General features: G+C 71.7%; 20 protein-coding genes and 2 pseudogenes. 10 read left to right on the forward strand and 12 right to left on the reverse strand.

The annotated features are described in order from the left end of the window. Positions 1–24 precede the first annotated feature (24 nt). Together ACZ4U1_RS04485 and ACZ4U1_RS04490 are read right to left on the reverse strand one after the other, a co-directional pair. Positions 25–705 (reverse strand): ABC transporter permease, encoded by a 681-nt coding sequence (locus ACZ4U1_RS04485; RefSeq protein WP_467899447.1) that lies wholly within the window; start codon positions 703–705, stop codon positions 25–27. Positions 706–793: 88 nt separating this feature from the next. Next, positions 794–1,366 carry a TetR/AcrR family transcriptional regulator gene (locus ACZ4U1_RS04490; protein ID WP_467899449.1) on the reverse strand — a complete coding sequence of 191 codons (573 nt, stop codon included), beginning with the start codon at positions 1,364–1,366 and terminating at the stop codon, positions 794–796. A gap of 110 nt (positions 1,367–1,476) precedes the next feature. On the opposite strand from ACZ4U1_RS04490, the gene ACZ4U1_RS04495 reads away from it, so the two are divergent. The 3 genes from ACZ4U1_RS04495 (at position 1,477) to ACZ4U1_RS04505 (ending at position 4,721) form a co-directional block, all read left to right on the forward strand. Further along, complete coding sequence (locus ACZ4U1_RS04495; protein WP_467899451.1) at positions 1,477–2,334, forward strand: AAA family ATPase; 858 nt, start codon at positions 1,477–1,479, stop codon at positions 2,332–2,334. Beyond that, positions 2,331–3,683, forward strand: coding sequence for a vWA domain-containing protein (locus tag ACZ4U1_RS04500; RefSeq protein ID WP_467899453.1), 1,353 nt, complete (start codon positions 2,331–2,333; stop codon positions 3,681–3,683). The genes ACZ4U1_RS04495 and ACZ4U1_RS04500 overlap by 4 nt, the downstream gene beginning before the upstream one ends. A gap of 63 nt (positions 3,684–3,746) precedes the next feature. After that, the gene (locus tag ACZ4U1_RS04505) at positions 3,747–4,721 is read left to right on the forward strand and encodes a D-cysteine desulfhydrase family protein (RefSeq protein ID WP_467899456.1); all 975 of its coding nucleotides are present in this window, start codon (positions 3,747–3,749) and stop codon (positions 4,719–4,721) included. A 102-nt stretch (positions 4,722–4,823) separates the two neighbouring features. Here the strand turns inward: ACZ4U1_RS04505 and ACZ4U1_RS04510 are convergent, their stop codons facing one another. Beyond that, entirely contained in the window at positions 4,824–5,180 is a 357-nt protein-coding gene (locus ACZ4U1_RS04510; protein ID WP_467899458.1) for a cupin domain-containing protein, read from the reverse strand. A 159-nt stretch (positions 5,181–5,339) separates the two neighbouring features. Beyond that, the gene (locus ACZ4U1_RS04515; protein ID WP_467899460.1) at positions 5,340–5,966 is read right to left on the reverse strand and encodes a transmembrane-type terpene cyclase; all 627 of its coding nucleotides are present in this window, start codon (positions 5,964–5,966) and stop codon (positions 5,340–5,342) included. A 62-nt stretch (positions 5,967–6,028) separates the two neighbouring features. On the opposite strand from ACZ4U1_RS04515, the gene ACZ4U1_RS04520 reads away from it, so the two are divergent. Together ACZ4U1_RS04520 and ACZ4U1_RS04525 are read left to right on the forward strand one after the other, a co-directional pair. Beyond that, a complete protein-coding gene (locus tag ACZ4U1_RS04520) occupies positions 6,029–6,628 on the forward strand; it encodes an HD domain-containing protein (protein WP_467899462.1) in 600 nt (199 codons plus the stop codon). A 2-nt stretch (positions 6,629–6,630) separates the two neighbouring features. Continuing rightward, a complete protein-coding gene (locus ACZ4U1_RS04525) occupies positions 6,631–7,197 on the forward strand; it encodes a GNAT family N-acetyltransferase (RefSeq protein WP_467899465.1) in 567 nt (188 codons plus the stop codon). 15 nt (positions 7,198–7,212) lie between these two features. Here the strand turns inward: ACZ4U1_RS04525 and ACZ4U1_RS04530 are convergent, their stop codons facing one another. Beyond that, positions 7,213–8,157 (reverse strand): LysR family transcriptional regulator, encoded by a 945-nt coding sequence (locus tag ACZ4U1_RS04530; RefSeq protein WP_467899467.1) that lies wholly within the window; start codon positions 8,155–8,157, stop codon positions 7,213–7,215. Between the two features lie 484 nt (positions 8,158–8,641). Between ACZ4U1_RS04530 and ACZ4U1_RS04535 the strand changes: the two genes are divergently transcribed. Next, positions 8,642–9,607, forward strand: a complete 966-nt coding sequence (locus ACZ4U1_RS04535) for a pirin family protein (RefSeq protein ID WP_467899470.1) — start codon at positions 8,642–8,644, stop codon at positions 9,605–9,607. A 488-nt stretch (positions 9,608–10,095) separates the two neighbouring features. Here ACZ4U1_RS04535 and ACZ4U1_RS04540 read toward each other — a convergent pair whose 3' ends face one another. The 3 genes from ACZ4U1_RS04540 to ACZ4U1_RS04550 form a co-directional block, all read right to left on the reverse strand. Continuing rightward, entirely contained in the window at positions 10,096–10,269 is a 174-nt protein-coding gene (locus ACZ4U1_RS04540; RefSeq protein WP_467899472.1) for a hypothetical protein, read from the reverse strand. Beyond that, complete coding sequence (locus ACZ4U1_RS04545) at positions 10,266–10,463, reverse strand: hypothetical protein (protein ID WP_467899474.1); 198 nt, start codon at positions 10,461–10,463, stop codon at positions 10,266–10,268. The genes ACZ4U1_RS04540 and ACZ4U1_RS04545 overlap by 4 nt, the downstream gene beginning before the upstream one ends. 129 nt (positions 10,464–10,592) lie before the next feature. Then, entirely contained in the window at positions 10,593–10,745 is a 153-nt protein-coding gene (locus tag ACZ4U1_RS04550; protein ID WP_467899475.1) for a hypothetical protein, read from the reverse strand. 910 nt (positions 10,746–11,655) lie between these two features. Between ACZ4U1_RS04550 and ACZ4U1_RS04555 the strand changes: the two are divergent. From ACZ4U1_RS04555 to ACZ4U1_RS04565, 3 genes and pseudogenes are all read left to right on the forward strand, one after another. Next, positions 11,656–11,793 (forward strand): annotated as a pseudogene (locus tag ACZ4U1_RS04555) (hypothetical protein); the annotation flags it as partial. A gap of 567 nt (positions 11,794–12,360) precedes the next feature. Beyond that, complete coding sequence (locus ACZ4U1_RS04560) at positions 12,361–14,982, forward strand: P-loop NTPase fold protein (RefSeq protein WP_467900088.1); 2,622 nt, start codon at positions 12,361–12,363, stop codon at positions 14,980–14,982. A gap of 251 nt (positions 14,983–15,233) precedes the next feature. Beyond that, positions 15,234–15,395, forward strand: a complete 162-nt coding sequence (locus tag ACZ4U1_RS04565; RefSeq protein WP_467899478.1) for a hypothetical protein — start codon at positions 15,234–15,236, stop codon at positions 15,393–15,395. A 1-nt stretch (position 15,396) separates the two neighbouring features. Here the strand turns inward: ACZ4U1_RS04565 and ACZ4U1_RS04570 are convergent, their stop codons facing one another. The 3 genes from ACZ4U1_RS04570 to ACZ4U1_RS04580 all read right to left on the reverse strand — a co-directional run bounded on the left by ACZ4U1_RS04570 (position 15,397) and on the right by ACZ4U1_RS04580 (position 16,553). Next, a complete protein-coding gene (locus ACZ4U1_RS04570) occupies positions 15,397–15,570 on the reverse strand; it encodes a hypothetical protein (RefSeq protein ID WP_467899482.1) in 174 nt (57 codons plus the stop codon). A 107-nt stretch (positions 15,571–15,677) separates the two neighbouring features. Then, positions 15,678–15,941 carry a hypothetical protein gene (locus ACZ4U1_RS04575; protein WP_467899483.1) on the reverse strand — a complete coding sequence of 88 codons (264 nt, stop codon included), beginning with the start codon at positions 15,939–15,941 and terminating at the stop codon, positions 15,678–15,680. A gap of 6 nt (positions 15,942–15,947) precedes the next feature. Next, on the reverse strand, positions 15,948–16,553 hold the full coding sequence (locus ACZ4U1_RS04580; RefSeq protein WP_467899485.1) for a hypothetical protein: 606 nt from the start codon (positions 16,551–16,553) through the stop codon (positions 15,948–15,950). Positions 16,554–16,763: 210 nt separating this feature from the next. Here ACZ4U1_RS04580 and ACZ4U1_RS04585 point away from each other — a divergent pair. Continuing rightward, positions 16,764–16,949, forward strand: a pseudogene (locus ACZ4U1_RS04585) (pirin-like C-terminal cupin domain-containing protein); the annotation flags it as partial. Between the two features lie 219 nt (positions 16,950–17,168). On the opposite strand, the gene ACZ4U1_RS04590 reads toward ACZ4U1_RS04585, so the two are convergent. After that, positions 17,169–18,425 (reverse strand): MFS transporter, encoded by a 1,257-nt coding sequence (locus ACZ4U1_RS04590; protein WP_467899487.1) that lies wholly within the window; start codon positions 18,423–18,425, stop codon positions 17,169–17,171. Positions 18,426–18,690 lie beyond the last annotated feature (265 nt).

Here is an 18,690-nt window from a genome sequence, read left to right on the forward strand (position 1 = left end):
GGGCCTTCCGCGGCCGGGCGCGGCTCATCCGCGGGCCGCCCGGGTCCAGGGGGTGATCAGCCGCTGCACGCCCAGCAGGAGCAGGTCGGCGGCGACGGCGATCAGCACGCACAGCACGGAGGCGGTGAGCACCTGGGCCTTGAAGTAGGTGTTCATGCCCGCGTAGATGAGGTTGCCGAGACCGCCGAAGCCGACGATCGCGCCCACCGTGACCAGGGAGACCGCCGAGACGGTGGCGATGCGCAGGCCGGCCATCGCGGCGGGCAGGGCGAGGGGCAGCTCGACGGTGAGCAGCAGGCGGATCGGGCCGTAGCCGAGGCCGCGCGCGGCCTGCCGGGTCTCCTCCGGGACCGCGCGCAGGCCCGCGAGGATGTTCCGGACCAACAGGGTGAGCGAGTACAGCACCAGCCCGGCGACGACGAGGGTGGCCGAGAGGCCGTAGAGGGGCAGCAGCAGGGAGAACATGGCCAGCGACGGGATGGTGTAGAGGATCGTCGTGACGGCGAGGACCGGGCCGGCCGCCCAGCCCCAGCGGCGGGCCAGCACCGCGAGCGGCAGGGCGACGGCCAGGCCGATCAGGACGGACAGGAAGGTCAGCTGGAGGTGCTGGGCGACCGCGTCCAGCAGGATCTGGCGGCGGGTGCTCAGATAGGCGCCGCAGATCCATTCGTTGCGCGCGAGGCAGTCGTCCGGGGGCGCGGTCACGGATCCATTGGACCGGGCGGGCGACCGGATCGGCGCGTTGGGCTGGCCCGTCCGGGGGGCCTGGGGTTCCGGGGTTTCCGGAGGGGCTCTACCGGACCCCCGCCGCGTCGAGCAGGGCGGTCGCCGTCGCCGTGGCGAGCCCGTCGTCCAGGTGCTCGATCTTCGCTCCGGCCCGCGCGCTGGCGCCGTCGAAGACCAGCACGAGCTGGCGGGCGAGCAGCTCTGGGTCGCGGGCGCCGCCCCGCTCCGCCTCGGCGCAAAAGCTCTTCGCCAGGGCTTCCTTGACCCCGCGCGCGACCACGCTCGCCGGGTGCCCGGGGTCCTTCAGTTCGACCAGCGCGGCCAGGTAGGGGCAGCCGTGGTAGCCGGGGTCCGCGGAGCCCTTCTCCAGCTGTCCGAAGACGTACAGGATGCGCTCGCGCGGGCTGGCGGCCTCGGGATCGGGGTGCGTGAACAGGGTCAGGTACCGCGGGATCCGCCGCTCCAGGCTCGCGGCCAGCATCGCGTCCTTGCTGTCGAAGAGCTGGTACATCGACCGCTTCGAGACACCCGCCTCGCGGCAGAGCGCCTCCACGCCGATGGACACGCCGTCGCGGTAGGAGAGCCGCGCGGCGGCGTCCAGCAGCCGGTCGCGGGGGGACGCCTTCTCTGTGGTGGCCATACGGCAAGACTACCGCCGGCGGAAACCGATCGGTGTATTCCGTGGCGCGCGGCCTGAACAAGCGCTTAGATAGATGACCGGACCCTGTCCCCGACCCGCCGGAGGCCCCGTTGTTCACGTCCGTCGACGACGTCTCCGCCCGCCTCGCCGAGACCGGGTACCTCGCCTCGCCCGCCGTCGCCACCACCGTCTTCCTCGCCGCCCGGCTCGGCAAGCCGCTGCTGGTGGAGGGCCCCGCCGGGGTCGGCAAGACGGAGCTGGCCAAGGCCGTCGCCCAGGTCGCCGACGCCCGGCTGATCCGCCTCCAGTGCTACGAGGGCGTGGACGAGTCCCGGGCCCTGTACGAGTGGAACCACGCCAAGCAGCTGCTGCGCATCAGCGCGGGCCGCGGCGAGAGCTGGGACGAGACCCGCACCGACATCTTCAGCGAGGAGTTCCTGCTCCCCCGCCCGCTGCTGACCGCCATCCGCGGCGACGAGCCGACCGTGCTGCTCATCGACGAGACCGACAAGGCCGACGTCGAGATGGAGGGGCTGCTGCTGGAGGTGCTCAGCGACTTCCAGGTCACGGTCCCGGAGCTGGGCACGGTCACCGCGACCCGCCGCCCGTTCGTCGTGCTCACCTCCAACGCCGGGCGCGAGCTGTCCGAGGCGCTGCGCCGCCGCTGTCTGTTCCTGCACATCGGCTTCCCGGAGGAGGAGCTGGAGCGGCGCATCGTACGGCTGAAGGTGCCGGGCCTCGGCGAGGCGCTGACCGAGTCGGTGGTCCGCGTGGTCGGGGCGCTGCGCGCGATGGACCTGCGCAAGGTGCCGTCCGTCGCCGAGACCCTCGACTGGGCGCGCACCCTGCTGGCGCTGGGCGCCGGCACGCTGGACGAGACCGTCGTACGGGACACCCTCGGGGTGATCCTCAAGCACCAGGACGACATCCAGAAGGCGGCGGCCAAGCTCGACCTGGACGCGCTGTGACCGCCGTCGCCGACCGGATCACCGGCCTGGCCGCGGCGCTGCGCGCGCACGGGGTGCGCATCGGCACCGGGGAGACCGTGGACGCGGCCCTCGCGGTGGAGGCGCTGGGCCTCGCGGACCGCGAGCTGCTGCGCGAGGGACTGGCCGCGACACTGCTGCACGGCCCGGGTCAACGGCCCCTGTTCGACGCGGTCTTCGACCTGTACTTCCCGCGCGGTGTCGGCGGCCCGGAGGACGCCCCCCGGGACCGGGAGACCCTGCGCGACCGGCTCGCGGACGCGCTGGCCGCCGACGACCGGGTCCTGATGGCCCAGTTGGCGGCGGAGGCGGTCGACGGCCTGGGCGGGTACGGGAGTTCACCGGGGTCGGACGGCTTCTCGGCGTACCAGACCCTGGAACGGCTGCGCCCGCAGACCCTGCTGGCCCGGGTGCGGGACGAGGTCCGGGGCCGCAACGGCAGCGGCCCGGGGTTCACGGACCGACTGCTGGACGACGAGATCCGGCGCCGCATCGAGGAGTTCCGGCGGCTGGTCGGCGCGGAGGCCCGGCGCCGGGTCGCGGAGCGGCGCGGGCGGGACGAGATCGCGCGGCGGGGCGTGAGGCCCACCGCCGACCGGGTCGACTTCCTGTACGCCGACCGGGACCAACTCACCGAGCTGCGCAGGGCGGTTCAGCCGCTGGCGCGCAAGCTGGCCACCCGGCTCGCCGCGCGCCGCCGGCGGGCCGCACGCGGCACGATCGACCTGCGCCGCACCCTGCGCTCCTCGCTGTCGACGGGCGGGGTGCCGATGCGGCCGGTGCTGCGCCGGCGCCGCCCGGTCCGCCCCGAACTCGTCCTGCTCTGTGACGTCTCCGGCTCGGTGTCCGGCTTCTCCGACTTCACCATGCTCCTCGTGCAGGCCCTGCACGACCAGTTCAGCAAGGTCCGCGTGTTCGCCTTCGTCAACCGGCTGGACGAGGTCACCGGCCTGCTCGACCACGGCCGCGCCGACCCCGACGGGCTCGGCGCCCGGATCCGCGCCGAGGCCACGCTCACCGGCTGGCACGGCAGCAGCGACTACGGCATGGCGCTGGGCGAGTTCACCGAGCGGTACGGCGGTGCGGTGGGCCCGCGCACGACGGTGTTCGTGCTCGGCGACGCGCGGACCAACATGAGCGACCCGAACCTCCCCGCCGTACGCGAACTCGCCCGGCGGGCCCGGCGCGTGTACTGGCTCAACCCCGAACCACGCGACCGGTGGGGCACCGGCGACTCGGCCGCGCCCGCCTACGCCGAACTGGTCGAGATGCACGAGTGCCGCACGGCCCGGCAGCTCAGCGGGCTGATCGCGGGGCTGCTGCCGGTGTGACGCCGGGCGCCGCTCCGTGATCCACTGGCCCTCACCGCCGACCCCGACCGAGGACGCGTCGCCATGAATCACCCTCCCGTGCCGCTGGGCACCTTCCCCACCCCGCTGGAGCCGGCGCCCCGGCTGGCCGCCGCGCTCGGGCTCGGGCCGGACGACCTGTGGGTGAAACGGGACGACCTGACCGGCCTCGGCGGCGGCGGTAACAAGATCCGCAAGCTGGAGTGGACCGTGGGCGCGGCGCTCGCCGAGGGCGCGGACACCGTCGTGACCACCGGCGCCCCGCAGAGCAACCACGCCCGGCTGACCGCCGCCGCGGGTGCCCGGCTCGGCCTGGACGTCGTCCTCGTCCTGCGGGGCGCCCCGGGCACCTCACGCTCCGGGAACCTGGCCCTGGACGGCCTCTTCGGCGCCCGGCTCGCCTGGGCCGGCGAGGTGGACCAGGCCGGGCTGGACGCGGCGGCGGCCGGGGTCTGCGCACGCCTGCGGTCCGACGGCGCCCGCCCGGCGCTGATCCCGTTCGGCGGCTCCAGTGCCCTGGGCGCACGCGGCTACCTGCGCTGCGGCGAGGAGCTGCGCGAGCAACTGCCGGACCTGCGTACGGCGGTGGTGGCGCTCGGCTCGGGCGGCACGATGGCCGGGCTGGTCGCGGCCCTCGGCAGCGGGTCGGTGCTGGGCGTCGACGTGGGCGCGCTGGCCGACCCGGCCGCGGCGGTGTCGGACTTCGCCGCACCCCTCACGGACGCGGAGGTCACACCGGAGGGGCTGCGGATCCGCCGGGACCAGGTGGGCGCCGGGTACGCGGCCCTGACCAACCCGGTACGCGAAGCCCTCCGCCTCGCCGCCCGCACCGAGGGCCTGGCCCTGGACCCGACCTACACGGGCCGCGCCCTGGCCGGGCTCCACGCCGCGGTCCGGGCCGGCGACATCCGCCCCGGCGAGAAGACGGTCTTCCTCCACACCGGCGGCCTGCCGGGCCTGTTCGGCCACACGGACGCGGTCGCGTTCGCGGAGGAGGGGGCGGGGGCCTTCGCCGGGTGAGGGCGGGGCCGGCGCCCGGCCCGGGACCGCCCCGCACAGGCCACCGGGCCGCACCCGGTGCGGCCCGGCAGGGAAATCTCGCGGGCGAGGCCCGGCGCTCGGCTAGCCCTTCGCGTACACGTTCGCCATCGTTCCGGCGAAGTCGTAGACCACGACCTGTTCGTCACCGACCACCCAGGCGTCGTGGCCGGGCGGGCAGACGAAGACGTCACCCGGGCCGACCTCGCCCTCGCCGCCGTCGTCCATGCGGATGTGCAGCCGCCCCTGCACCACGTACCCGTTATGGTGGACCTTGCAGCTCTCGGTGCCCGCGATCGGTGCCACGGACTCCGTCCAGCGCCATCCTGGTTCGAACGTGGCCACCGCGAAGTCGAGCCCGGTCAGGTGGAGCGCTTCGAGGTGGCCGCGGGGGAAGTCGCGCCGTTCGTCCGGCTTCTCGACCGTCTTCACTTCCAGCATGACGGTGTCCTCCCTTCCGGCCGCTGACCGCGGCCGGGGCCGGCCTCCGTCCCCCGGTGGCCTCGGACGGCACCGGTGCTGCGGCGGCGGCCGTACCCCACAGCACCATCGTCGGCCCCGCAACCCGGCCGCGCCATCCAGGGACGCCGGACAACGATGTCAGCTCCGGACCGCCGCCCGGCGTACGGTCCACAGGGCGGCGAGATAGGCGAGGTCCAGCAGCAAGCAGCCGGCGTAGAGGTAGTGCATGAGGGCGGTGTCGTGGCGGGGCGCCAGGTCGGGGTCGGTGAGCATCGCCAGGGAGGCGCAGGCCGTACCCAGCAGCTTGGTCAGGGCGATGCCCGTGGACTGGCCGCGCGTGCCCCGGCGGGCGGCGAGCATCGCGAGGAACATGGCGGACATCGCCAGGTTGCTGCCGAACGCGGTGACCGCGCCGCCGCCCTCGTCGAACTGCTCGGAGGCGAAGTTCATACCGGGGTAGGCGAGGACGAGCAGCGCGGCGAGGGCGGGGAGGAACAACTGCCGGGGCAGGTAGGGGAATTCCTCGCGGCCGTGGCGTACGACCGTGTAGCCGATGGCGAGATCGAAGCAGAACCAGACGATGTTGACGACGTGCATGACCCCGGAGGGAGGCCGCACGAACGCGAACATGAACTCCCAGCTGATGTTGGTGGCGAAGGCGACGACCGGCATACCGAAGGTGTGCTCCCGCAGTCCCGTGCGGATGAGCAGCACATAGGCCACCGTCCAGAACACGCCCGTGCCGAGCAGAAACGCCGTGTGCACCGCCTGCATCCATACCCCCGTCAGCCGGCCGTAGGGTGCGCGTCACTGACTACTCTGGCACGGTGACAGCCGACGACACGCCGTCGATCGCGACGGACGACACCGCGGACCCGCCCCTGCGCCCCCTGCCCCCGCGGGCCGCTCTGCTGCTGGAGCGGGTGGACGCGCCGCCACGGCTGGTGGCGCACCTGAGGGCGGTGCACGACGTCGCGGCACAGCTCGTGACATGGGTGCGAGAGCACTGCCCCCGGCTGGAGTTGGACGCGGAGGCGGTGCTGTTCGGCGCGGCCACGCACGACATCGGCAAGGCCCTGCACCCGGCCGAGCTGTCCGGGCCCGGCGCCCACCACGAGGCGGCGGGGCGGGAGTTGCTGCTGGCGCAGGGGGTGCCCGCGGAACTCGCCCGGTTCGCCGGCACGCACGCCTCCTGGACGGCTCCCGACACGGGTGTGGAGGACCTGCTGGTGAGCCTGGCCGACAAGGTCTGGAAGAACAAACGCGTCCCGGAGCTGGAGGACCTGGTGGTGGCGCGGCTGGCAGGGGCCGACGGCCGGCCGGCCTGGCAGTGGTTCATGGAGCTGGACGAGGCTCTCACCGCGATCGGTGAGGGCGCGGACCGTAGGCTGGCGTACCAGATGTCCCACCCCCTCACGCGAAGGTGACCATGTTCGCGACCTCTCTCGGTGACGACGGCGCCGAACTGTGCCCGCTCCAGCCCTGGCAGGCCGAGGAGTTCCTCGCCCACGTGGACCGGGGGCGGGAGTTCATCGGGCGGTTCAACGGGCTGCCGGACGTGGTGGCGGACCTGGCCTCCAGCCGGGCGTTCCTGGAGGCGTACGCCGCGAAGGAGGCGGCCGACGCGGGCCTCATCCGGGCGATCCGCCTCGACGGCACCCTGGTGGGTGCGGTGATCCTGCGTCGGATGGACGTGCCGCAGGGCACGGCGGAGGCGGGCTGCTGGCTGGAGCCGGCCGCGGTGGGCCGGGGCCTGGTGACCCGGGCGGCCCGCCTGCTCATCGACTGGGCGATCCGGGAGCGGGGCATCCACCGCGTCGAGTGGTGGGTGTCGGCCGGCAACGCGCCCAGCATCGCGGTCGCCCGCCGGCTCGGCATGCGCAAGGAGGCTGTACTGCGCGAGAGTCACCCGTACCGGGGCGAGCGGCACGACGAGGAGATCTGGGCGGTGCTGGCGCCGGAGTGGCCGGCCGCGCCCGGAGCCTACGCGCCCTGAACTCTCCTCCCACCCCTACCAGTTGCGTGCCGCCCGCAACAGCAGGGCGCGGACGCGGGCGACGTCGGGATTGTCGGAGGCGCCGGGCCGCTGGACGAGGAAGCCGGTGTTGATCGGCGGGTCCTCCGGTTCCAGCAGCGCGACGAGCGCGCCGGAGTCCAGCAGGTCCTGGCACAGATAGCGGGGCAGCACGCTGAACCCGGCGCCCGCCGCCACCGCCGCGAGGACCCCGCGCAGGTCGGGCACGGTCACCGCGGCGGTACGGGACAGACGCCGGCCGAAGACGTGCCGCCAGTAGCGGCGGGCGATCGGCAGATCCTCCGCGTAGGTGACGAGCGGGACGCCCTGCAGGACACCGGGATCCAAGTCGCCCTGTGCCGGGGCCTCTTGGCCTGCCGTGTCCGGGGCGCTCCGGCGGTCCGCCGACCGCTCGGCCCAGACCGGGGCCGCGACCAGTACGAACTCCTCGTCGCTCAGCGGCACGGCCTGCAGGGTGCGGCCGCGCGGACGGTGGGTGGCGATCACGAGGTCGTGCCGGCCGGCGCGCAGTTCGTCCAGCAGCGGATCGGTCAGCCCGGTCGCCACCCGTAGCCGTACGCCCTCGGCGACCAGCGGGGCGAGGGCCGGCAGGGCCATGGTGCACAGGAGTTCCGCCGGTCCGGCCAGGTGGACGGGCTCGGCCCGGGCACCGGCCGGCGGGGTGGGGCCGGCGACCGCGGCCAGCTCGTCCAGGGGCGCGGCGATCCGGGCCGCCAGCTCGTCGGCCACCGGCGTCGGCGTCACCCCGCGCGGCAGCCGCTCGAACAGCTCCCGCCCGGTCTGCCGTTCCAGTGCCCGCATCTGCGTCGTCACCGTCGGCTGCGACAGGCCCAGCAGGCGTGCGGCACCGGTGAACGATCCGGCGCGGTACACCGCGAGGAAGGTGCGCAGCAGGTTCAGGTCGAGGGAAGCGGTCTCCACGCTCCGAGTATCACCGCTCACTGCCACGGGCCGTGCGGCGCGACGGCATACCGCCCTGGGGGGGTCTCCGCCGCAGCCGCGGCCTGGCCGTCGCCGGCACCCCGACTGGGGGCCGGCGTCGGGAGGGGCTGCGTCGCGGCCGGAAGGGCTGCGTCCGGAGGGGCCCCGATGACGCGTCCGGTGGCGGGTGTGCCGGCCCTGGGCGCCGTGGCCGCGCCGGCGTTCGTCCCGGCTCCGCCGGACAGAACACCCACACCCCGGACACCGTAGCCACGCCGACGTTCGTCCCGCCTCGGCCAGACGGACCGCCCCGGCCCTGCCCGGCCTGGCCGGCCCGCTCGTCCCGCCCGCCGGGCGACACGCCGCCCCCGATGCCGAGCCCGGTGAGCCCGTCCACGGCCCAGCCCTCCCCGAGCGCACCGCGACCGTGAACCGCCCCCGCACTGGCCCTCCGGGACAGGGTGCGGGCGCTAGGTTGGGCGGTATGAGCAACCTTGACCGCGTGCCCGTGCCCAGTGTCTGTGGTGGCCGTGGATTCGTCGTCGCCGAGCCCGTCCGCGAACTGCTGAGTCCCCGTCGGGTGACGCTGGGCGGGTCCACCGAGGTGCGGCGGCTGCTGCCGAACCTCGGCCGGCGCATGATCGGCGCGTGGGCCTTCGTCGACCACTACGGCCCGGACGACATCGCCGACGAGCCCGGCATGCAGGTCCCGCCGCACCCGCACACCGGGCTGCAGACGGTCAGCTGGCTGCACGAGGGCGAGGTGCTGCACCGCGACTCCACCGGCAGCCTGCAGACGATCGGGCCCCGGCAGCTGGGCCTGATGACCTCGGGCCGCGCGATCAGCCACTCCGAGGAAAGCCCCCGCCCGCACGCCCGTTTCCTGCACGGCGCCCAGCTGTGGGTCGCGCTGCCCGACGAGCACCGGCACACCGACCCGTCGTTCGAGTACCACCCCGAGCTGCCCACGGTGACCGCGCCCGGGCTGACCGCCACGGTGATCCTGGGCGACCTGGACGGCTCCCGCTCCCCCGGTACGGCGTACACCCCGATCGTCGGCGCGGACCTGGCCCTGCGCCGGGGCGCCGAGGCCCGTCTGCCGCTGGAGCCCGACTTCGAGTACGGCGTGCTGGCCATGTCCGGCGAGGTGCGCGTGGACGGGGTGCCGGTGCTGCCCGGCTCCCTGCTCTACCTCGGCTGCGGCCGGTCCGCCCTCCCGCTGCGCGCCGAGTCCGACGCCGGGATCATGCTGCTGGGCGGCGAGCCGTTCGCCGAGGAGCTGGTCATGTGGTGGAACTTCATCGCCCGCTCCCAAGAGGAGATCGTACAGACCCGGGAGGATTGGATGAAGGGCACCCGCTTCGGCGGAGTGAAGGGGTACGACGGAGCTCCGCTGCCTGCACCGGAGCTGCCGGGGGTACCGCTGAAACCACGCGGAAGGGTGCACTGACCTGCGGAAGCATGGGCTAATGCCCCCAGCCGTTCGCGCAGGGTGTCCGCTTGGCATCCAACCAACACTTTCGTGCGGCGAGCGCCCTCGGACGTACGCAAAGCGCCTCCGGGGATGCCCGCGATTCCAAGGTGTGGCCATCTGCGAGCAGCTTTGGTCGGACGGATGCTAACCCAATGCTGACTTTCCTGATGGCCGTCAGCAGACGGTGAGGTGGTTGCATCGCCGCTGCGAGCCCAACAAGGAGGCCGTCTTCCGGACGCCGTCGCCAGCCGGGGCTGGTTCTGGAGTCGATGGGCTTCACCGCGACAGCTGTCACAGGGCCGATCTAGGAGGTGACTGTAGGGATCCCACAGACCCGGGTGCCCGTGGACGTGGACGAACCCTTCGCCACGCTCGGTCGGCGGCGGGTCCGCCCTCGCCTTCGGGACAAGAGGGCGGTCGAACCCGCGCTGTGAGGACCCGCGCGGGACCGACCCGCACCCAGGTCAGTGGATCATGACCGGTGCATCCGCCTCGGTGGCGTCCCGACCATCACCGCCTGCCGCGACGCTCGACGGGGCGCCGGGCTTGCCCGCGTTGATGAGAAGGGCCGCGATCACGAAGGCGAGCCTGAGGAAGGAGGCGGCCAACGCAAAGGCGCTGGTGTAGCCGTGCGTCATGCTCGCGAGCGCGGCCTGCACGCGCCCCCGGTGCCATGGGCGGCGGCGTACGCGACGGTGCCGGAGGCCGCGACCGTGTTCAGCAGGGCCGTGCCAACCGCGCCACCGATCTGCTGCGAGGCTTTGACAGTGGCTGAGGCCGCGCCCGCGTCGGTGGGTTCGACGCCACGGGTGCTCATCTGGATCGACGTCATGATGGGGGTGCCCAGGCCGAAGCCGAGCAGGATCAGCGCCAGCAGCGCATGGGGCGGCGTAACCGCTGCCGGTGTCGAGCAGGGCGAGCAGCACCATGCCCGCGGCGGCGAGGAGCAGGCCCGGCTGGATCAGCGTGCCCGGGCGACGAACGGCAGCAGGCGGGCCGAGGTCTGTGTCGAGCTGACCATCAGGCCGACGAGCATCGGGAAGACGGCGAAGCCGGTCAGCATCGGCGGGTAGCCCTTGAGGTCCTGCAGGTAGTACGTGAGGAACAGGAACACGGCCAGGCATCGCGCTGCCGCCCAGGGCGACTACCAGGTAGGCACCGGCGCGGTTGCGTTCGGTGACGACCCGGAGCGGAAGCAGGGGTGCCTGCTTCTTCGCCTGGACCGGGACGAACGCGGCTAGCAGGACGGCGGCGAAGATGAACATGGCGACCGTCACGGCGTCGCCCCCAGCCCGAGGTCTCGGCACGGCTGAAGCCGTAGACGAGGCACGCCTTCGGCTCCGCCACCCAAGCCAGCCAGGGAGCCCCTCGGAGGCTCGGCCGCCAGGCGTTCGCGACCTCTACGAGGGTGCCAAGCAGCGGTTGCTCGGCATCATTGCGCGGCAGGCCTGGCGGACCTGGTCGCCGCCGACACCCCGCTCGGCCCCGAGCAGGCCGCCGCCCGGTTGGGCGGAGCTTCGGCGACCAGGACTATCTCCTGCAGTCGACGCACGGCCTGGCGGGCTTCCTCCGGGGTCATTCCCTCATCCTTCCAGACGTCCGTGTCCGCCGGACCGGGATCAAAACACCCTCTGAACGGGCTGCCGCCTTACGCCACCGTCGCAGTGGAACTGCTCGCTGGGGCGCGCCGACGGGACGAGGTCTGTCAGCGGGCCGGCGTGACGGTGACGGGACCGTTCGGGCAGTCGTCAGTACCTCCGTGAGCGCGGCCTGCTCGCCGGTGTCGATGCTCAGGCCCAAGCGCATCCTGTCGGCCACCCAGTCGGAGCCGAGCGCCGGAGCGGCGTCCCTACATGTTCTCCACACAACGGATGAAGCCCTAGATTTAGAACATGGGTGCACCAGCTTCCCGGCTTCAGGGCGTGCCGCTGGGCGATCCACTGACTGAGACCGTCCCCGCAACGTGTGGCGTGTGGGGCAGCGTGGCAGGCCGACCGGCCCTGGCCACAGGCCACGTCGATGGCATGGTGCGGCTGTGGGACCCGGCCACGGGGAGGGTCGTAGGGCAGATGAGAGGCCACACCGACAAGGTGCGGTGGGGCGTGTGGGGCAGCATGGGTGGCCAGCCGGGTTTGGCCACTGGCGGTGATGACGGAGCGGTGTGCCTGTGGGATCCGGTCGCGGGCATACGCACCAACCGGGACCCGTCACTGGCTGGCCACACCGACAAGGTGCGGTGGGGCGTGTGGGGCAGCGTGGGTGGCCAGCCAGTTTTGGTCACCGGCGGTGATGACGGAGCGGTGTGCCTGTGGGATCCGGTCGCCGGTATACGCACAAATCGGATAGAGCCGCCCGGCCACATGAACAGGATGTGGTGGGGCGTGTGGGGCAGCGTGGGTGACCAGCCAGTTTTGGTCACTGGCGGTGTTGGGGCCTTGCGCCTGTGGGACCCGAGCACGGGCAGGGTCATGAGGGAGCTGCCGGGCCGCCGCACCCATCAGGAGTGGGGCGCGTGGGGCCGCGTGGGTGGTAGGCCGGTTCTGGCCGCTGAGGTCACTGACGGACTGGTGCGGCTGTGGGACCTGGCCACAGGCAAGATCGCTGACGAGGTGGGGGGCTACACATCTCTTCGATGGGGAGCGTGGGGTTGTGCAGCTGGCCGAGCGATCCTGGCCGCGGGGGGCGATGACGGAATCGTGCGCCTGTGGGCTGCGGATTGGGTCACGGGCATGACTCTGCTCGATCCGCTGCCCGGCCACACCGACACAGTGCGATGGGGCGAGTGGGCGAGCATGGATGGTCGGCCTGTGCTGGCTACCGGGGGTGATGACGGCACGGTGCGTCTGTGGGATCCGGCCACGGTCACAAGCCTGGGAGAGCCACTGCCCAACAGTCCCGGAAGTGCCGTTATCTGGGGCGTGTGGGGCCGTGTCCAAAGCCGGCCCGTCCTGGCCGCTGGTGACAGCCACGGCGCAGTGCGCCTCTGGGAGGTGGTTGAGGATCGGACGATACCCCGTCCGCCGTCGTATCGCTCAGACGTGACGGCCGTCGCGGACGAGTTGGACCGGACCGGGGATGCGCTGGCGGTCGCGGAGTTGATCACGGCGCGGACGGCAAGGCCGCCGTTGGCTGTGGGTCTGTTCGGTGACTGGGGTGAGGGCAAGAGCCACTTCCTCGGGCTGGTACAGCGCCAGGTGGAGGCGACGGCCCGGCCGGGCAACCTGGTCGCGCACAGTGCGGTGCGGCAGGTCCGGTTCAATGCATGGCACTACGCCGAAACGGATTTGTGGGCCAGTCTGGTCGCCGAGCTGTTCGCCCAGCTGGTCACACCAGCAGACGGAGACCGTGGTGCCGAACAGCGCCGCCAGTCCCGGCTGACGGCCGAGCTGGTCGCGGAGCGGGGTCTAAAGGAGCGCTTGCAGGCAGCCCAAGAGCGCCGCCGCAAACTGCAGGAGGCGCTGCGCGAGCCGGCAGGACCGTGGGACAAACTGCCAGCGGAACAGCAGAACGAGTTGCGGCTGCTAACCGGTGACCGTCCCGAAGAGGTGTATCGGCAAGCGGCCAGGCAGGTCGCAGCGCTGCGGGAAACGGGCCGGGCGTCCTGGCGGCTCGTCCGTAGTATTCCACGCGGTACCCTCGCCCGATTCCTGGCTGTTCTGATTTCCTTGATGACGGCGGTCGTTGGACTCGCGTGGGCGCTGACGTCGCTATGGAAGTGGGCCGCCGCGGTTCCAGCCCTCGCCTCGTTGTGGACGGCCCTGCAGCTTCGTGGCCGCGTCCGGAAAGCACAACAGATCCGGGAAAGCGACGCGTGGAAAAGGGCCTGGCAGTTCGCGGAAAGGCAGCGGCTTCGGCTCGAAACCGCCGCTGAGGTTGCCACCGCCGAGGTCACCAGCCTCGAGAAGCAGCTGCAGAACCTCACCTCGGCCGGCCAGCTCGCCGGACTCGTGACCGAGCGCGCGGCGGGCACCGACTACCGCAGCCAGCTCGGGGTCATGACGCAGATCCGGGAGGACTTCCAGCACATGGCCGCTCTCCTGGCCGACGCCGCCCGCGACCCCTCACCTGAGCAGCCAGCCCCCAACCGCCACCAGAAACCTGCAGACACAGCCCCTGGCCCCCGGGATCATCGGGCCGGTCCCAGCCTATCCACCCGTGAAGACGAGGCCCAAGACGAGCTCCCGCGGATCGACCGGATCATCCTGTACATCGACGACCTTGACCGTTGCCCACCACGGCGGGTGGTGGAAATGCTGGAGGCCATCCATCTGCTGCTCGCTGTGGAGTTGTTCGTGGTGGTCGTCGCGGTGGATCCGCGCTGGCTGTTGCGAGCGATCGAGACCCACTACCGCGACCTCCTGGGCCGCCGCGTAGGCCTGGTCGCGGTCAGTGAGCAGACCGGGCTGGTCGATGTCGAGGCCGAGGAACTGTGGTGCTCCACGCCCGCCCAGTACCTTGAGAAGATCTTTCAGGTAGTGCTCACCCTGCCGCCCCTGAAAGCCGATGGATACCGGCAACTGCTGGAGACGCTCGTCGGCGTCCGCGCCGAGCACCTCGCACCTCCCGATACGCAAGCCCTATCGCCCGCCAATACCGCTCCGCGCATCACTCCTGCCTCCCCGGTTGCCGCCATGCGGGTCCCAACCGACGAGTGGCGGCTGGGCGAGGGATCCGCCGAACCGTTGCCGCGAGAACCGCACGGAGTCGAGCTCCCGCCGGCGCGCGTGGTCGAGAGCGTCGACCCCTTCACCCTCACGCCGGACGAGCTGGCGCTACTGGACCTCCTCGGCCCTCCCCTGCTGGTAGCCACCCCGCGCGCGACCAAGCGGCTTGCCAACAGCTACGGACTTCTCACCGCCCTGCGACGAGAGCGTCGCCAGGCCGACTTGGCTGAACGGCACGCCAGCTTCTTCGACCCGGCCAACGGAGAGCGAAGGGATGCGACCTACTTCCCGTACCGCGCCAGCATGGTTCTGCTCGCCGCATTGATCGCGTACCCAGCCCTCGGCCCGACGTTGTTCCTCAACCTTCACGACACTGCGGCTAGGCGCCCGGACCAGACGTGGGAGCAGTACCGCGCCACCTTGACGCCACACAATGCCCACGGGGTCTGGCAGAACCCTGCCGACTCAGACATGACGCCCGTTCGGGCCCAGGAATGGCAGGCTCTACTCGAAGGACTCGACCGAGTCAGCGGACAAGCGGCAGCGACCCAGCTGGACCTCCCAGCGCCCCTCATTGCCTGGGCCGAGTGGGTCGTCCCCGTCGGCCGACTCTCCTTCCTCACTGGCGCGATTGTCAGCGGCCTCGAACGCCAACGCCCCCTGAAGACCAGCTCGGAGCGCCGTTGAAGACGCCCTCGCCGCGCCCGCGCAACCCGGAAGACTGGTATGCATAGCTCGCTCAGCCCGAGATTGAGCCGCTCAGCGTCAGGACGTTACGGGCCACGAGATCGAGAGCGACGTCTGGTACACGGCCAACGCACAGTGGTTGCTCTACGGTCCAGCCGTTGACGAGAAGGCGGTCTTGTGCCGCCGCTCACGCCTGGCTGAGGCTTGGCTGATCACACACCGGGGGGACTACGATGGGACGGTTCAATCCCATGAAGCAGCGGCGTGACCGCCAGCAACCACCTCGTCAGCGGTTTCACATCGACGGCCGAGCCGTCAGCCGGGCGGAGATCCTGGCGGCGGGGGCGCAGCTGAGCGACAAGGTCGACGACCACAGCCGGCTGCTCTACAGGACTCCCCCGCGCTCGGATTAGGTCAGGTCGCCACCGGCATCGCCCCGGACACCGGCACCGTGCAGACCACCGACAGAGAGGACCCGATGCCGATGGCGCTGTTCGAGCCGCAGCGCGCGATGATGTCGCGCCTGCCCGGCGGCGAGCCGAAGGAGATCCAGGTGGAGGGTGCGATCGCGGCCGGGATGCGGCGCATGCCTTGCGGCTTCGCCGATCTGCGGACCATCCCCGGCTGGGGCCTGCACCGACTCGTCGATGACCGGCTCGAACTGCGTTCTCCGGACGGCGGCGTCTACTCCCGCATCACCAGTGGCGATTCCCGTAGACCACCATGCCTTCCGGGATGTCCACCTTGCCCGACGCCTTGATCCGCTTCCACTGATTGTCCACCGCGTAGTGCGGATAGGGCCTGGTGGGATCGCTCGGGTGCCGAAGCAGATAGCCATCGACCGTTCCGTGTTTGTCGGCGTACCACTCGATTGTCTCCTTCACCTGGGCCGGCAGGGGAACATCCCGATACTCCCCGAGCTTCCGGTGCTTGAGCGGCCCGTACTGCCGGGAGGTCATGACAACCTACTCAGACACCCGGTACACGTCATCGGCGACGATGTTGTTGAGATTCACCGCGAACGCTTCGCCGTTCCTCAGACCGCAGCCACTCATCATGTCGACGATCAGCATGAACGCGTCATCGCCCGCAGCGCGTATGGCGCGCAGCTGCTCGGGAGACGGGATGACAGCCCGCCCGGACTCGTACTGCGGCTCGTTGACGCCGGCCACAGGGTGGTTGTCGGAGAAGAGCCCGAGCCGATGGGCGTCGTGGAGGATCGCACGCACCTTGTCGAAGGCGTTGGACTGCGTGGCCAGACCGGCGCCATTTCGCTCCATGGTGCGGACGAAGCCGTCGACCACCTTGTGGTCGAAGGAGTTCATCCGCCGGCTGCCGAGCGCCGGGTAGATGTGATGCACCAGGAGCGAGTCGAGGTGCCGAAGGGAGGCCACGGCCAGGTGCCGTTGCCAGGCCTTCCACTCCTCGGCGTATTCCTCGAAGCGCATCGCCCCGTACTTCCGGATGCGCTCCGCCTTCGGCTGCGACTGCCTTGCGGCCTTCTTCTCCTTGTAGATCTCCGTCAAACGCTCGATCGCGTCGTCCTGAGTGGCGAACCCCGTCTCCTCCAACTGATTACCGGCTGCAGACCGGTACCGGATCTTTTAGAGGTGGGAGCACTTCGACCACCGCGAGCGCGGATGCTCGCAGCCCTTGAAGAACGAACCCATCCCCCGGGGCAACGAACCCTGTGCCACGCGAACCGACTCCTCGCGACTGATGCTGACCTTTTGCTGACCAGGAGCAGTCGCGCAGGCTGTTGACCTGCGAAAACAGCGGCGGAGTTCGATATGTGGTGGAACTTCGTGGCCCGGACCCAGGCGGAGATCGAGCAGGCCCGCGCGGACTGGATGACGGGCACCCGCTTCGGCGAGGTGAAGGGCTACGAAGGGGACCCGCTGCCCGCGCCGGAGCCGCCGGGAGTGCCGCTCGAGCCACGACCGCGTTTCCCGGGTGTGGACGGCTGAGGGCGGCTTTTTCCGGACGCATGCCGACCCGAGGCCCCCTCTACTGACGGTTCGTCAGTCGATGCCTGTTCCCACTCGACGCGACCGGCAGGGTCCGGGGGGCCTGATCGGGGTGGCGCGCCTCGCCCACCGGCTGGTCCGCGGACGGCTCACGCCGCCGACGTCCCGGTCGGCGGCAGCCGGGCGGCCCCGGTCCTCCAGCCCGGCCCCCCGGCTCCGCTATCCCTCGGCGAGGACCGCCGCCCGCCGGAGTCCCGGGCTCAGCGAGGCGATCAGGGCGACCAAGAGGGTCAGGCCGGACAGGGCCAGGACGGCGCCGCGCGGGCCGGTGCGGTCCAGCAGGCCGCCCGCGATCAGTGAGCCGAAGGGGATGGCACCCCAGCTGACCAGCAGGACGATGCTCTTGATCCGGCCCAGCATGTGGTCCGGGATGACCTTGTACTGGTAGCCGACGACCACCACGTTCCACACCGGGCCGATGAACGCCATCGCCGCCACCAGCGGACCGAGCGTCAGCGGGGACGGCATCGCGGCGATCGGCACCAGCAGCAGCACCCACAGCCAGGTCGCCCCGATCGCCACGGTCCGCGGGGTGAGCCGGCGCTGGATCCACGGCGCGGCGAACGCCCCCGCGAGGCCCCCGCAGCCGAAGAAGCCGAGCACGGCACCGGTGAGCCCCGACGAGGCCCCCAGATGCCGGGCGAGCACGATCAGGACCAGGGTCAGCGCCTGGAACATGACGTTGGTGAGCGCCACGCACACCACGGTGACCCGGATGAACGGCTGGCCGAGCAGCCAGCGCACCCCGGCCGCCACCTCCCGCCACAGCGACCCGGCCGGGTCGGTGCGCCGTACCCGCAGATCGGCGCGGATGGCGGAGACCGTCAGGAAGGAGACGACGTAGGAGAGGGCGTCGGCGAGGAAGGGCAACGCGTGCGCGACGCCGTACAGCAGGCCCCCGAGCGGCGGGCCGGCGAGGCCGGCGCCCCGGGACTTCGCCTCCTGCTGGGCGAGTGCCGGTGTCAGCTGCTCGGGACGCACCAGCGCCGGCAGCACGGACTTCTCGGCGACGCTGAAGAAGACGTAACAGGTGCCGCCGACGAAACCCGCCACCAGGAGCTGCGCGTACGTCAGCCGGCCCAGCCACAGGGCCACCGGCACGCTGCCGAGCGCGACCACCCGCACGCCCTCGCACCACAGCATCACCCGCTTGCGGTCGAGCCGGTCGAGGAGCGCCCCCGCGGGCAGGTAGAAGAGGAGGTAGGGGAGGGTGGAGACGAAACCGGCGACCCCCGCGCGGCCGGGCGAGCCGGTCATGGCCAGCACGATCAGCGGGACGGCGACGGACGACATCCGGGTGCCGAGCGTGGACAGCACCTGACCGGACCACAGCAGCACGAAGTCCCGGTTGCGCCACAGCGACGGCACCGTCACCGTGTCCGCACGCCCGGCCGATTCCGCATCCGCCTGCCTCACGTGCCCTCACTTCCCACGCGCGTCCTGGCCTGTTCCCAGCCGATCACGGGCGGCCACCCCCGCACCACCGCTTCCCGGCCATCCGCAGAGCCGCCGGACACCACAACGGCGTATGGCCGGATCCAGCCCCCCGCCGCCCTTTCGAGGCGCCCCAGTGGCCGAAAGAAATCCCTTCCGGCGATCAGGCCCGCGGAATCTTTACATGCGATTGACCAGTCTTTCACGGTCGACCGGTGTGCCCTGCACGCGGTGTCGGCCGAATCTA

It is taken from the genome of Streptomyces sp. NPDC028928 (genome assembly GCF_055564915.1).